11 protein-coding genes are annotated in these 14,047 nt (G+C 63.3%); 8 read left to right on the top strand and 3 right to left on the bottom strand.

The genetic code is table 11. The features are described from left to right. The first annotated feature begins 135 nt into the window (after positions 1-135). From GH769_RS07565 to GH769_RS07555, 3 genes are all read left to right on the top strand, one after another. Positions 136-1,077: an ornithine cyclodeaminase family protein gene (locus GH769_RS07565; protein ID WP_032903504.1), complete on the top strand. Its 942-nt coding sequence runs from the start codon at positions 136-138 to the stop codon at positions 1,075-1,077. A gap of 117 nt (positions 1,078-1,194) precedes the next feature. After that, on the top strand, positions 1,195-2,328 hold the full coding sequence (locus tag GH769_RS07560; RefSeq protein ID WP_032903503.1) for an FAD-binding oxidoreductase: 1,134 nt from the start codon (positions 1,195-1,197) through the stop codon (positions 2,326-2,328). Beyond that, the gene (locus GH769_RS07555; protein ID WP_003190517.1) at positions 2,328-2,954 is read left to right on the top strand and encodes a transcriptional regulator; all 627 of its coding nucleotides are present in this window, start codon (positions 2,328-2,330) and stop codon (positions 2,952-2,954) included. Before GH769_RS07560 ends, GH769_RS07555 begins: the two co-directional genes overlap by 1 nt. A gap of 155 nt (positions 2,955-3,109) precedes the next feature. On the opposite strand, the gene GH769_RS07550 is transcribed toward GH769_RS07555, so the two are convergent. Further along, positions 3,110-3,883 carry an ABC transporter substrate-binding protein gene (locus GH769_RS07550; protein WP_032903502.1) on the bottom strand — a complete coding sequence of 258 codons (774 nt, stop codon included), beginning with the start codon at positions 3,881-3,883 and terminating at the stop codon, positions 3,110-3,112. A 174-nt stretch (positions 3,884-4,057) separates the two neighbouring features. Beyond that, on the bottom strand, positions 4,058-5,557 hold the full coding sequence (locus tag GH769_RS07545) for a CoA-acylating methylmalonate-semialdehyde dehydrogenase (RefSeq protein ID WP_032903501.1): 1,500 nt from the start codon (positions 5,555-5,557) through the stop codon (positions 4,058-4,060). Between the two features lie 108 nt (positions 5,558-5,665). Between GH769_RS07545 and GH769_RS07540 the strand changes: the two genes are divergently transcribed. Beyond that, entirely contained in the window at positions 5,666-6,595 is a 930-nt protein-coding gene (locus GH769_RS07540; protein WP_019817276.1) for a LysR family transcriptional regulator, read from the top strand. Between the two features lie 9 nt (positions 6,596-6,604). Here GH769_RS07540 and GH769_RS07535 read toward each other — a convergent pair whose 3' ends face one another. Then, positions 6,605-8,770: a TonB-dependent siderophore receptor gene (locus tag GH769_RS07535; protein ID WP_003190512.1), complete on the bottom strand. Its 2,166-nt coding sequence runs from the start codon at positions 8,768-8,770 to the stop codon at positions 6,605-6,607. Positions 8,771-8,878: 108 nt separating this feature from the next. On the opposite strand from GH769_RS07535, the gene GH769_RS07530 reads away from it, so the two are divergent. The 4 genes from GH769_RS07530 to GH769_RS07515 all read left to right on the top strand — a co-directional run bounded on the left by GH769_RS07530 (position 8,879) and on the right by GH769_RS07515 (position 14,036). Continuing rightward, on the top strand, positions 8,879-10,051 hold the full coding sequence (locus GH769_RS07530) for an MFS transporter (protein WP_032903500.1): 1,173 nt from the start codon (positions 8,879-8,881) through the stop codon (positions 10,049-10,051). A gap of 36 nt (positions 10,052-10,087) precedes the next feature. Continuing rightward, the gene (locus GH769_RS07525; protein WP_003190510.1) at positions 10,088-10,603 is read left to right on the top strand and encodes a sigma-70 family RNA polymerase sigma factor; all 516 of its coding nucleotides are present in this window, start codon (positions 10,088-10,090) and stop codon (positions 10,601-10,603) included. After that, positions 10,604-11,572 (top strand): FecR domain-containing protein, encoded by a 969-nt coding sequence (locus tag GH769_RS07520; protein ID WP_014718050.1) that lies wholly within the window; start codon positions 10,604-10,606, stop codon positions 11,570-11,572. It begins immediately after the preceding gene. Positions 11,573-11,672: 100 nt separating this feature from the next. After that, positions 11,673-14,036, top strand: coding sequence for a TonB-dependent receptor (locus GH769_RS07515; protein WP_019817275.1), 2,364 nt, complete (start codon positions 11,673-11,675; stop codon positions 14,034-14,036). Positions 14,037-14,047 lie beyond the last annotated feature (11 nt).

The raw sequence follows: 14,047 nt of genomic DNA, 5'->3' as shown, positions 1-14,047 counted from the left end.
CTAACGCCATCGCAGGCAAGCCAGCTCCCACATCTGATCTTCATGGCTCCCACATTGATCTCATTTTTCCCTCGGGTTATTGCGGATAAAAACTAAATGTCCATAATGGACAAATTAGTTTATACGGAGAACCCCATGTCCACGACGCCCCTCGTTATCGACCAAGCCCAGGCCCGTACCTTGCTGGCTCAAGTCGACGTGCCGTTGATCCTGCGCAAGCTGTTCCGCGACCTCGCCGCCGGGCACGCGGTGCAGCCGGCGCAACAATTGGTGGAGTTTCCCCAGGGTGCCGGGGATTTCATCAACTACTTGGGCGTATTGGCCGAAGACGGGGTGTACGGGGTCAAGACTTCGCCCTACATCGTGCGTGAGCAAGGCCCGTTGGTGACGGCCTGGACCCTGTTGATGTCGATGCACAGCGGCCAGCCGTTGCTGTTGTGCGATGCCGCTGAATTGACCACCGCACGCACCGCCGCCACCACGGCCTTGGCGGTGGATGCGCTGGCTCCGGCGGCGGCGCAACGTTTGGCGATTATCGGCAGCGGCAAGGTCGCCCAAGCGCACCTGCGTTATGTGCAGAACCTACGCGACTGGCAGCAAATCTGCCTGTACTCACCGAGCCTGGACAGCGCCAGCGCCGAAACACGCGCGCAGTTGGCCTGCCTGGACCCGCGCCTGACCCTCGCCGCCACCTGCGAGGCCGCCCTTGAAGACGCGGATGTGATCCTGCTGTGCACCTCGTCCGCTGGCCCGGTCATCGACCCGTCACGCTTGAGCAAACCCGCGTTGATCACCTCCATCAGCACCAACGCGCCACGCGCCCATGAAGTGCCGCCGCACTGCCTCAACCAGATGCACGTGTTCTGCGACTACCGCCAGACCACCCCGGATTCGGCCGGTGAGATGCTGATCGCCAGCGAACAGCACGGCTGGGACAAACGCACAATTGTCGGCGACCTGCCCGAGTTGTTCAGCGACATGGCCCAGCGCCCGGACTACGATCGTCACGTGTTTTTCCGCTCCATTGGCCTGGGCCTGGAAGACATCGCCCTGGCCAATGCCCTGTACCGACTGTAGGAGCGAGCTTGCTCGCGAAGACCTCACAGCTACTGCGTTTACACAGGATGGGCGCGTTATCGTTAACGTTTTTCGCGAGCAAGCTCGCTCCTACAATGCTTATTTCAGGAGATCTTCATGAGCCAGGCAGACTTCATCATTATCGGCGGCGGCATCGCCGGCGCGTCCACCGGGTTCTGGTTGTCGCAGCACGGCAAGGTTCTGGTGCTGGAGCGTGAAAATCACCCGGCCTATCACTCCACCGGGCGTTCGGCGGCGCTCTACACCGCCGCGTATGGCACCCCGCAAGTGCGGGCGCTGACCTTGGCCAGCCGGGCCTTCTTCGACCAGCCACCCGCAGGCTTTTGCGAACACCCACTGCTGACGCCCCGGGGCGAAATGACCGTGGATTTCAACGGTGACCCGGCCGAACTCGACAGCCAGTACCTGAGCGCCAAGGCCACCGTGGCGCAGGTGCAGCGCCTGACGGTCGATGAAGCCTGTGCACGCTTGCCGATCCTGCGCCGTGAAAAAGTCCACGGGGCAATCTACGACCCTACCGCCTGTGACATCGACACCGACGCCCTGCATCAAGGCTACCTGCGCGGTATCCGCCGCAACCAGGGCGAAGTGCGCACCGACAGCCATGTGCTGGGCTTGAGCCGCGACGCCGATGGCTTGTGGCAGGTGCGCACCCAGGCTGCAATCTTCAGCGCGCCGGTCATCATCAACGCCGCCGGTGCCTGGGCCGACCATATCGGCGGGCTGGCGGGCGCAGCGTCCATCGGCTTGCAGCCCAAGCGCCGCTCGGCCTTTGTCTTTGCTGGTCCCGAGGGCATGGACAGCCACGACTGGCCGATGCTGGTGGCCCTCGACGAAGCGTTCTACATGAAACCGGATGCCGGCATGTTCCTCGGCTCGCCGGCCAACGCCGACCCGGTAGAACCCCAGGATGTGCAACCCGAAGAGCTGGATATTGCCATGGGCATTTACCAGATCGAGGAAGCCACCACCCTGACCATCCGCCGCCCCACGCGCACCTGGGCCGGGCTGCGCAGTTTTGTGCAGGACGGTGATTTACTGTCGGGCTTTGACCCGCAAGTACCGGGACTGTTCTGGGTGGCAGCGCAAGGCGGCTATGGTATCCAGACCTCACCCGCCATGGGCCAGGCAAGCGCCGCCCTGGCGCGCGGCGAACCGCTGCCGGAGGCACTGACCCGGTTCGGCCTGGACGCTGGTATGCTCTCCCCGGTCCGCCTGGAGCCCCATTGATGAACACCGCCGAACAAGACAAGGTCATGCAGAACTTCCGCGCGATTGCCGATGCAATCGCCACGTTGTTCTTTCCCCATGCAGAAGTGGTGCTGCATGACCTGCGCACGCAAACCGTGGATTACATCGCCAATAACCTGTCCAAACGCAGCCTGGGTGACGACTCGTCCCTGGAGGACATGCTCGACGGTGACGTCAGCGAGGTGAATATCGGCCCTTACGAAAAGCTCAACTGGGATGGCCAGAAAATCCGCAGCCTGAGCACCGTGCTGCACGACCACAAAGGGCGCAGGCTGGCTGTGTTGTGCATCAACCTGAATATTTCAATGTTCGAAACAGCCAAGGCGGCGCTGGATTTATTCCTGTCGCCAAGCAAGCTGATCGCACAGCCGGACGCGCTGTTCCGTGATGACTGGCAGGAACGCATCAACACCTTCCTGCATGCCTGGCTGCGCGAGCGTCAGTTGAGCCTGAACCTGTTGACCCGCGACCACAAACGCGAACTGGTGCTGGCGCTGCATGCCGAAGGCGCATTCAAGGGCAAGAGCGCCTCCAACTATGTGGCCAATGTGCTGGGCATGGGGCGAGCGACGGTCTACAAGCACTTGAAGGAACTCAAGGGTTGAGCCCTTTCTGACCACGGCGCCGATTCCCTGTGGGAGCTGTCGAGCCCCGGCGAGGCTGCGAAGGGGCCGGCAAGGTCAACATTTGCATCGCCTGACCCACCGCTTTCGCAGCCTCGCTAAAGCTCGACAGCTCCCACATTGACCGCGTCTTTGCATCAGTCGCCGTAGATATCGGCCTTGAAGTACTGCTGTGAAATCTTCTGGTATTCGCCACTGGCGCGAATGCCGTCGATCGCCGCATTCAATTCGCTGACCAACTCGCCATTGCCCTTGCGTACTGCAATGCCGGCCCCCTCACCCACGTATTTCGGGTCCTTGAGCTCCGGGCCGACAAAGGCATAACCCTGCCCGCGCGGCATCGACAGGAAGTCGCTCAGGGGGATGGTGTCGGCAAAGATCGCATCCAGGCGCCCCGCTGCCAGGTCCATGTAGATTTCTTCGTTATTGCTGTAGCGCTTGACGTTGATGCCCTTGGGTTCGAACACCTCGGTGGCATAGCGGTCGGTGGTGGCGCGCTGTACACCGACGTTCTTGCCCTTGAGGCTGGCGTACTGGTCATCCACCACGGCGCCGTCCTTCATCACCAGGCGCGACGAGGTGAAGTAGTACTTGTGGGTGAAATCCACCGACTTCTTGCGGTCTTCGTTGATGGTCATGGACGACAACGCCATGTCGATCTTCTTGACCTTGAGGGACGGAATCAGCCCGTCGAACTCCCCTTCGATCCACACGCACTTGACCTTCATTTGCGCGCACAGGGCGTTGCCGATGTCGTAGTCGAAACCGACGATCTTGCCGTCGCCGGTCTTGGAGGCGAACGGGGGGTAAGCCGCCTCGATACCGATACGCAGGGTTTTCTCGGCGGCCAGCAGGTGGCTGGAAGCAAACAGGCTCAGGGCCAGGGCGGGAAGGAGATGGCGTTTCTTCATGGAGGGGTTCTCGCAAGTTGTTGTTGGTTTGGCAAGAGTGAAGAAAAACGTGCAGCAGCTATTTTGTACTTATAATTCCATACTGGACTTTTATGTGTTTCACCGTCAACAGGCAAAAAAAATGTGGGAGGGCTTGAGCCTTCCCACATCAGATCCAGCAGCACAGCTTAAACCTTACTTGGACACCGGCATTGCAAACTCCGCGCCCTGCTCGATGCTCTCCGACCAGCGTTGCATGATCGACTTCTGCTTGGTGTAGAAGCGCACACCCTCGGTGCCGTAGGCATGCATGTCACCGAACAGGCTCTTCTTCCAGCCACCAAACCCGTGCCAGGCCATGGGCACCGGGATCGGCACGTTGATACCGACCATGCCCACCTCGATACGCCGCGCAAACTCACGAGCAATGTTGCCATCGCGAGTGAAGCAACTGACGCCGTTGCCAAACTCGTGGTCGTTGACCAACTTCACCGCTTCGGCAAAGTCGTTGACGCGCACACAGGCCAACACCGGGCCGAAGATTTCTTCGCGGTAGATGCTCATGTCCTGGGTCACGTGGTCGAACAAGGTCGCGCCGAGCCAGAAGCCGTTTTCCAGGCCGGGTTCGGTGGGCACGTAGTCACGGCCATCGAGCAGCAACTGCGCGCCGGCTTGTACACCCTGCTCAATGTAGCCACTGATGCGTTCCAGCGCGGCCCGCGACACGATCGGGCCCATCTCGGCTTTGAGATCGCGGCCATCGGTGATGCGCAGCAACTTGGCGCGTTCGGTCAAAGCGGCGATCACCTTGTCGCCCACATCACCCACCAGCACCGCCACCGAGATCGCCATGCAGCGCTCGCCGGCACTGCCGTAGGCGGCGCCCATCAGCGCATCCACGGTGCGTTCGATATCGGCGTCGGGCATCACCACCATATGGTTTTTCGCCCCGCCCAGGCCTTGCACGCGCTTGCCATTGCGGGCGCCGCTCTCGTAGATGTATTGGGCAATCGGCGTGGAGCCGACGAAGCTCACGGCCTTGACGTCCGGGTGTTCGATCAGCGCTTCCACCGATTCTTTATCACCCTGCACCACATTGAACACGCCTTTGGGCAGGCCGGCTTCATGCAGCAACTCGGCCATGAACAGCGACGCGCTCGGGTCAGTCGGGCTGGGCTTGAGGATAAAGGTGTTACCCGCCGCAATAGCGATGGGGTACATCCACATCGGTACCATCACCGGGAAGTTGAACGGCGTCACGCCGGCGACCACGCCCAGCGGCTGGCGCATCGTCCAGTTGTCCATGCCACGGGAGACCTGGTCGGAGTGTTCGCCCTTGAGCAGGTTGGGAATGCCGCAGGCAAATTCGAGAATGTCGATGCCACGGTCGACTTCGCCCTGGGCATCGGTGAACACCTTGCCGTGCTCGGCGACGATGATGCGCGCCAGGTCGTCCTTGCGTTCGCGCAGCAGGTGCAGGTATTGGAACAACACGCGGGCGCGACGGATCGGCGGGGTGTCGGCCCAGCCGGCAAACGCAGCCTGGGCGGCGGCGACGGCTTCGGCCACGGTCTGGCGGCTGGCCAGGGCCACACGGGCGGTGACTTCACCGGTGGCCGGGTTGTAGACGTCCTGGTAACGGTCATCGCGGCTGACGCGCTGGTCGTTGATGTAGTGCTCGATGGTTGCAGTCATGGCAGTCGATCCAGATGGGTGGCGTTGGTCCACACGATAGGCTTTCGCTTTGTTCCGAACCAGAGCAGAATCCAGAACTTATTGTCCTTATATGCGAACAATACACCCATGGAAAAGGCTGAGATCGAAGGGTTGTGGACCCACATTCACTGGCTGTCAGTGCTGGAGGAACAAGGCACCTACACCGCTGCCGCCGCGCGCCTGGGGGTGAGTAAATCGGCGGTGAGCCAGCGCATTTCCGACTTGGAAAAGGCCACCGGCACGCGGCTGGTGACGCGCACCACCCGCAGCGTGCGGCTGACCGATGCGGGGCTGTCGTTGACCCGCGAAGTACGCAGCGCCTACGCGCAGATCGCCCGCAGTTTTTCCTCGGTGCGCGACTCGGTCGGGGAAATACGCGGGCTGGTGCGCCTGACCGCCCCCGTGGCGTTCGCCCGGCAACAACTGGTGCCGCACCTGTCCGGCTTTTTGCAGCTGTACCCTCAGGTGCGTATCCAATTGGACGTCTCCGATGCCTTGAGCTCATTGGCCGCCGAGGGTTACGACCTGGCGGTGCGCCACGGCTTCCAGGTGCCCGAAACCCACGTGGCCTGGAAGCTGTGCGACACCACTTCGGTGCTGGTCGCCACCCATGATTACCTGCAACGCCACGGCAAACCCCGGGAGCCGGGCGAGCTGTCGGCCCACAACTGCCTGTTTTACCCACGCGGCACCGACCAGCCCGCCTGGACCTTTGAACGCGGCAGCCAGCCCCTCGAGCGCCTCACCGTGCCTATCGCCGGCAGCTTCGCCACTAATAACAGCGAAGCCTTGCGCGACGCCGCACTCAACCACCTGGGCATCGCCCTGCTCCCGGACTTCAGCGCCCAGGCGGCGCTGGCCGCTGGTCAGTTGGTGCAGGTGCTCAAGGACTGGACCCTCAAGGGCGCGTTTGCCGATGAGATCTACCTGATTCGGCCCTACTCGCCCCATGTACCCAAGTCGGTGAGTGCGTTGGTCAACTACCTGAAGGACAAACTCTCGGGCGGGTTCCGCTAGGCGGCAGGGTTAAAAGTCCACCGTCGCCGACAGCTGCAAAGTACGTGGATACCCCGGCGAGAAGGCGCCGTAAGACGCGACGCCCGACCAGTACTCGCGGTCAAATACGTTCTGCACGGTGGCGCGCAAGGTGGTGGGCCGCCCTTCGATCTTGGTCGCGTAGCGGACGCCGGCATCAATGCGCGTCCAGGCATCCAGCTCCTGGGTGTTGGCCTGGTTGACATATTGGCTGTCGGTGTAGATCGCCCCGCCGGTGAGGGTAAAACCTTCCAGCCACGGGGTGTCGTACTCGGCCCACAGGTTGGCCTGGATATCGGGCACGCCGACCGGTTTGTTGCCTCGGTTGGCGGCGCTCGCCGACTGGGTCAGCTCGCCATCGAGGAAGGTCACGCCGCCCATCAAGCGCGTGCCAGGCGCCACTTCGCCGTATACGCTCAGCTCGACACCACGGTTGCGCTGCTCGGCCTGCACGGAGTACACACCGTTGGCGCCCAATTCGCCGCTGGGCTTCTCGATCTGGAATAACGCCAGGGTGGTCATGAGGGTGCCGTGTTCATACTTCACGCCCAGTTCGTGCTGCTTGGATTCATAAGGCGCGAAGGTTTCACCGGCATTGCTGGCCGTACCCGGCGCGATATCGCCTTTGCTCAACCCCTCGACATAGTTGTAGTAGAGCGACACGTCATCCCAGGGCTTGACCACCACGCCCACCAAAGGCGTGGTCGCAGCGTCCTTGTAGCGCGAACTCACCGCGCCTGCGGCGTTGTAGTTACGCGACTCGATGTCTTGGCGCCGCACGCCCAGGGTCAACTGGATGCGCTCATCGAGAAAGCCCAGGGTGTCGGTGAGCGCCACGCCGGACAGCTCCGATTCGGAGATGCGCAGCACTTTCGGCGCCCGCAGGTTTTGCTTGGGCGTGTCCACCGGGTGGTAGATGTTGGAGCGGATTTCGGTGCCGTTGTTGATGCCGCGAGACAGCTCATCCTGGTAACGGGTCGCCATCAGCGTGGTGGTGTGGGTGATCGGGCCGGTGGCGAACTGCGCACGCAGGCCCACATCGGCGGTGGAACGGTCGACGTTGAACTTGTAGTAACCCGGAATATTACTGGTGTCGCCAGCATCATTGAGGATGCGCGGCACCTGGTCCGACAGGCGCTTGACATCCGACCGCCCGCCGCCGGCATGGGCGAACACGGTGAGCGAATCGCTGAGGTCATATTCACCGCCGAGCAAGGCCGATTGCTCCTTGGTGTCCGACCAGCCCCACTTCTGCGGCAGGCTGGTGCGGCCATTCGGGGCCGAAGGCACCTGCACGCCCGGCGCCAGGGTGAACGGGCGCGAGGCGCCTTCAAAACTTTCTTTCTGGCTGATGTAGTCCAGGTTCAGGCGCAGGCGCTCGCCGCGATAATCCAGGGCAATGGCGCCCACCCCCACGTCGCGATGCTGATCGTCCACGGCGGTGTCGCCCCCTTGCAGGCTGCCGTTGAAGCGCACACCAAACTGGTTTTCCTCACCGAAACGGCGGCTGATATCCAGGTGACCGCCGACTTGGGTGTCGGAGGCATAACTGCCGGTAAAGCGCGTCAGGTCCTGGTCCAGCGGGCGCTTGGGCACGATATTGATCACACCGCCCACGCCGCTGTTGGGCGAGATGCCGTACATCAGCGCCCCCGGCCCCTTGAGCACTTCGACGCGCTCGGCGTACTCGGTGAATGCGCGGTAGTTGGGGGCCACGCCATACACGCCGTCATAGGCCAACTCGCCCAGGTTGCCCTCGCCAATCGCAAAACCCCGCACGAAAAACGAGTCGACAATACCGCCAGTCTGCCCGGTAGAACGCACCGAGGGGTCGCGCTCCAGGGCATCGGCCACGGTCACCGTCTGCAGGTCGGCGAGGGTCTTGGCAGTGTAGCTGGTCACGCTGAACGGCGTGTCCATCACGTCCTTGTTGCCCAGCATGCCCAGGCGCGCGCCACGGGCCACCTGGCCGCCAGCGAGCACCTCGGGCAGGTCGGTGGGGCCCAGATAGCGGGCGTTGACGTTCGTCGCGTCAAGGGTCAGGCTCTGCGCGCTGTCGTCGGTTGACTCGGCGGTGGCGGCCCAGGCGTTGCCACTGGCAGCAGCCAGCAACAGGGCGGTACGAATAGCGAGGGTTAACCGGCTGGCAACAGGCATGACGTCAGGGCCCTTTGATCAAGTGAAGTGAGAATTACGCTTGATGCCAGTCGACGCGTGAAAAAGTATCACCCCAGCCGCGACTTTTTTGTATAGCGAGACTGCTCCATGCCACCCACCCGCGTCCTGATTGCCCTGCTGTTCACGATCCAGCTTGTGTCCATGGGCGCCATGGAAATGAGCGGGCCGTTCTGGCCGGTGCATTTACGCCAACTGACCGACTCCGACACGCTGTTCAGCTTCGCCAGCGTCGCCGTGTACGTGGGGCCGATGCTCGGCATTCTGTTGACCAGCGCGTTCTGGGGCCGCATCGGCGATCGCTACGGCCACAAGCTGATGATGATTCGCGCACTGGCGGGCCTGACCCTGACGCAACTGGGGCTGGCCTTGTTCAGCGACCTCTGGACTATTCTGGTGCTGCGTTTTCTGCAAGGCGCCTGTGCCGGCTACATCGCCCCGGCCCAGGCGTATGGCGTGAGTATCGAGGTGCCGTCACGGCGTGCACGGCTGTTCGCACTGCTGCAGATTTCCACCAACGTCGGCTCGCTGCTCGGCGCCGTGGTCGGCGGCTTGATCCTCGACCATGCGACGTTCTTCTGGATCAACCTCAGCGCCGCGGCGCTCTGTGCGGTGTGCACGGTGATTGCAGCGCTGACCTTGCCGAACGTGCCACCGGTGAAGAAAACCACAGCCCCCTCAACGGGCGGCACCTGGCAGGCCTCGGCCCTGCTGCCGCTGTTGACGGTGATGGGCATTCTGCTGCTGGCGCGGATGCTGCCGCAGACCTCGTTCGCGCTGTATGTGAGTACGACGTTCGCCGTCAGCAATGCCCTGGTCGGCCTGTGCTACGGCTTGCTGGCCCTGGGTTTTATCCTGTCGGCCACCGCCTGGGCGCGCCAGTTCGAAGGTCGCAGCCAGGCAGACAGCTTGCGCCGCCTCACCTGGGTGGTGGCCGGCTGCATCGCGCTGACAGCCCTCGCCGGCCTCACCCGCAACCCGCTGGTGTTTGTGCTCGCCTATTTTGTCTGGGGCGTATTGCTGGGCGCGACCACGCCGGTACTGATGGCGCTGGTTTCAAGGACCGCCGACAGCACGCAGCAAGGCCATGTGCTGGGGATCGCCCAGGGCACGGCGCAATTTGCCTCGATCGTGGGTATCTGCGCCGGCGGCTTGCTCAGCCAGGTCTATGGCTTGGCGTACACCTACCTGTTTGTGTGTGTGGCCTATGCCATGGCGCTGATTGCGATTCTCGCGTTGCGCAACCGATGGGTTTGCACTTAGCATTGGGAATACTTCTCAATTGCACGGTTGCGCGCCATGAGCGAAAGCCTTCCCGCCGATAACACCCCTCACCTGCGCGCAATCGAGGCGCTGTACAGCGGCCATCACGGCTGGCTGTACGCCACGCTCAAACGCAAACTCGGCAATGCCATGGATGCGGCGGACCTGGCCCAGGACACCTTCACCCGCATCCTGGCCTCGCAGGTCACGGTGATTGACCAGCCACGCGCCTACCTGAGCTGCGTGGCCAAGGGCATCCTGGTCAACTGGTACCAGCGCAAGGCCCTGGAACGTGCCTATCTGGAAGCGCTCGCCAGCGTGCCGGCCCACGAGGTGCCGTCGCCGGAAGCGCACTTTCTGGTGCTGGAGACCCTGCACGAAATCGACGCAATGCTTGACGCGCTGCCGCCGCTGGTCAAGCGTGCGTTCCTGCTGTCGCAGCTCAACGGCCTCAAATACCAGGACATCGCCGAGCAATTGGGCGTGTCGCTGATTACCGTCAAGCGCTACATGAAACAGGCACTCGTCCAGTGCCTGATGCGGGTGGAATAAGTGCTCAGCCTGGGCAAGGAACCGCCGCTGCCCACCGACGCCCTTGAAGAGGCCGCCGAATGGCTGATGCGCCTGAGCGAGAACGAATTGAGCGCCAGCGAACGCGCCGAGTGGGAGCGCTGGAAGGTCAGCAGCCCTGAGCGTGGCCGGGCTTGGGCGCGCGCGCAATTGCTGCAAAGCAAGCTCGGTGGCCTGCCGCCGTCCCTGGCGATGTCGGCGCTGGACCGCCCGAGCAACCCCCAACGCCGCGAAGCCCTGGGCAAACTGGCCTTGTTGCTGGCGGTAATGCCGGTGGGCTGGGGCAGCTGGAAACTGGCGCAGTCCCAGCAATGGAGCGCCGACTACCGCACCCGCATCGGCGAACGTCGCGAACTGACCCTGGCCGACGGCTCGCGCCTGACCCTCAACACCGAGACCGCCATCGACGTGCGGTTCGACACCCAGCAACGCCTGGTGAGCCTGCGCGAAGGTGAAATACTGGTGCAGACCGCACAGGATGCATCCCGCCCGTTCCTGGTCAGCACCCGCCAGGGCCATATGCACGCCCTGGGCACGCGTTTTACCGTACGCGAACGGGGCGCACGCACGCATCTGGCGGTGCTTGAGGGCGCGGTCAAAGTGAAGCTGGCCGACAATAGCCAGAGCGCGCCACTGATCGTCAGCGCCGGGCAACGCACGGATTTTTCCGCGCAACAGTTCGGCGCGCTCACCCCCGCCGACCGCAATATCAGCGCCTGGACCCAAGGCATGCTGATGGCCGACAACATGCGCCTGGCAGACTTTGTCGCGGAACTGACCCGCTATCGGCGTGGCTTCGTGCGCTACGACCCGGCCATTGCAAACCTGCGTATTTCCGGGGCCTTCCCCATCGCCGATACCCAGCGCACCTTGAACATGCTGGTGCAGACCTACCCGGTGCGCGCCAGCGGCCATTTGAACGGTTATTGGGTCAGCCTGTCGCCGGCTTGAGGCGGCGCCAAAATAAAACGCGCCGCGGGTGATACTTTTTTCGCGCTCGGCTGGCAAACACTCATACCCCTTTTCCCTTTCGTCCATAGGGCTGCCCTCCATGCTTGTGATTCGCAGCGCGCTGCTCAGCCTGGCCCTGGCCGGTGCCGCCCTGGCGGACGTGCCGGCGCAATGGGACAGCGTGACGGTGCGCACCTACCACATCGACCCCGGCCCGCTCGGCGCCACGTTGTCGAGCTTTGCCGTGGACGCCGGTATTGCCCTGTCATTTCTCCCGGCACTCACCGAGGGCCTGACCAGCCCAGGCTTATCCGGCCGTTACTCGCCCCAGGAAGCGGTCACGCGGCTGTTGGCCGGCAGTGGCCTGGACATGGTGCAGCGCAGCGACGGCAGCTACACCCTGGTGCCGGGTCAAGTCACGCTTTCGGACATCACCGTCAGCGCCCCCGAGCCACGCGCCAGCGACCTGCCGCCGCTGTATGCCGGCGGCCAGGCAGCCACCGGCGCGCGCCTGGGCATGCTGGGCAATACCGACGTGATAGATGCGCCGTTCAGTGTCAGCGCCTACACCGCCGCGCTGATCCAGGACCAGCAGGCAACCACGGTCGGCAATGTGCTGGAGCGTGATTCCTCGGTGCGCTCCACCGGGCAGACGGGCGGGATTGTCGACTCGTTCTTCATCCGCGGTTTCCCGGTGGGTGAAGGCAACCTGGGAGAACTGGCGTTCGACGGCGTGTACGGCGTGGCCTCCAACTACCGGGTGTTTACCGACTACGCCGAGCGCATCGAAGTGGTCAAAGGCCCCGGTGCGCTGCTGTACGGCATGTCACCCAACAGCGCGGTAGGCGGCGTGATCAACGTGGTGCCCAAGCGCTCCCTGGATGAAGACCTGACCCGCTACACCGCCAGCTACACCCAGGACGCGCAGGTCGGCAGCCACCTCGATATCAGCCGGCGCTTTGGCGACGAGCGCCGCTTCGGCGTACGCCTCAACGGTAGCCTGCAGAACGGTGACACGGTGATCGACCAGCAGTCGCGCGATATAGGCATTGGCGCGCTGTCCCTGGACTACCAGGGCGAACGCCTGCGCACCAGCCTTGATCTGATTTCCCAGCAGGAGAAACTCGACGCCGCCTCGCGCCCCTTCCTGATTGCTGCCGGCGTCGACGTCCCCTCCGCCGCCAACGGCCGCACCAACGTCAGCCAGGACTGGGGCTGGTCGCGCACGCGAGATAAATCCGCGCTGCTGAACGGTGAATACGACCTCACCGACGCGCTCACACTGTTTGCCCATGCCGGTGGCGGCAAATCGGCAGTAGCGCGGATGTCCGACCAGACGCCGACCCTCATCAACGCTGCCGGCGACACGTCTTCGATCCCCGGTTATTACCGTTTCGATGTGCAGCGCTACACGGTCGACGCCGGTGCGCGGCTGCGCTTCGAAACCGGACCGATCAGCCACAGCGCCACCGTGCAGGCCAGCCGTTATCGCGACGAGCTGTCGCGGGGGATTATTTCCGGGGCCCCGGTGCTGTCCAATCTCTACCATCCGGTGGACCGGCCCAAGCCTGCGATCGCCAAGCCCGCCACGCCGAAAGTATCAGCCAGCGAACTGTCTGGCGTAGCCATCGCCGATACGTTGTCGGTGCTCGACCAACGCGTGCAAGTCACCGTCGGCCTGCGCCAGCAGCGTATCCAGTCCAGCAACTACAACAGCGCCGGCGTGGCCACCAGCACCTACGACGACAGCAAGGTCACGCCGCTGTTCGGCGCAGTGCTCAAGCCCTGGGAGCATGTGGCGTTCTACTACAACTACCTTGAAGGGTTGAGCAAGGGTGACGTGGCGCCTTCCAACGCCGCCAACGCCGGCGAGGTGTTTGCGCCTTACGTGTCCAAACAGCATGAGATCGGGGTCAAGGTCGACTACGGCACCTTCATGGCGACCCTGGCGCTGTTCCAGATCCACAAGCCCAGCGGCGAACTGGCCGCCGGGCGCTTCTCGGTACAGGGCGAACAGCGCAACCGTGGCCTGGAGTTCAATGTGTTGGGCGAAGTCGCCCACGGCACGCGCCTGCTCGGTGGCGTGACCCTGCTGGATGCCCAACTGACCAAAACCGCGATTGCCGCCAACACCGGCAACACACCCGTGGGCGTGCCCGACGTGCAAGCCAACCTGTGGGCCGAATGGGACACCTCATGGGTCGAGGGCCTGACGCTCACCACAGGCGCCATCTACACCGGCAGCCAGTACGTCAACCAGGCCAACACCCAACAGCTCGATGCGTGGACCCGCTTCGACATCGGCGCACGCTACAGCACGCGTATCGCCGAGCACCCGACCACCCTGCGCGCCACGGTGCAGAACCTGTTCGACCGCGAGTATTGGTCAGGCGTCGCCTCCTACGGTGCGTTTTCCCAAGGCTCGCCGCGCACCCTCCTCCTCTCGGCCACGGTCGATTTCTGACACCTGCAAGG

The sequence above is a fragment of the Pseudomonas sp. CFSAN084952 genome (assembly GCF_009648855.1).
Classification (GTDB): domain Bacteria; phylum Pseudomonadota; class Gammaproteobacteria; order Pseudomonadales; family Pseudomonadaceae; genus Aquipseudomonas; species Aquipseudomonas paracarnis.
This window is presented reverse-complemented; position numbering and strand designations above follow the sequence as displayed.

Excerpts from the sequence above, each read along its gene's own strand:
- GH769_RS07545 (WP_032903501.1), bottom strand. The coding sequence starts at position 5,557 with ATGACTGCAACCATCGAGCACTACATCAACGACCAGCGCGTCAGCCGC.
- GH769_RS07560 (WP_032903503.1), top strand. The coding sequence starts at position 1,195 with ATGAGCCAGGCAGACTTCATCATTATCGGCGGCGGCATCGCCGGCGCG.
- GH769_RS07565 (WP_032903504.1), top strand. The coding sequence starts at position 136 with ATGTCCACGACGCCCCTCGTTATCGACCAAGCCCAGGCCCGTACCTTG.
- GH769_RS07555 (WP_003190517.1), top strand. The coding sequence starts at position 2,328 with ATGAACACCGCCGAACAAGACAAGGTCATGCAGAACTTCCGCGCGATT.
- GH769_RS07525 (WP_003190510.1), top strand. The coding sequence starts at position 10,088 with ATGAGCGAAAGCCTTCCCGCCGATAACACCCCTCACCTGCGCGCAATC.
- GH769_RS07540 (WP_019817276.1), top strand. The coding sequence starts at position 5,666 with ATGGAAAAGGCTGAGATCGAAGGGTTGTGGACCCACATTCACTGGCTG.
- GH769_RS07515 (WP_019817275.1), top strand. The coding sequence starts at position 11,673 with ATGCTTGTGATTCGCAGCGCGCTGCTCAGCCTGGCCCTGGCCGGTGCC.
- GH769_RS07550 (WP_032903502.1), bottom strand. The coding sequence starts at position 3,883 with ATGAAGAAACGCCATCTCCTTCCCGCCCTGGCCCTGAGCCTGTTTGCT.
- GH769_RS07530 (WP_032903500.1), top strand. The coding sequence starts at position 8,879 with ATGCCACCCACCCGCGTCCTGATTGCCCTGCTGTTCACGATCCAGCTT.
- GH769_RS07535 (WP_003190512.1), bottom strand. The coding sequence starts at position 8,770 with ATGCCTGTTGCCAGCCGGTTAACCCTCGCTATTCGTACCGCCCTGTTG.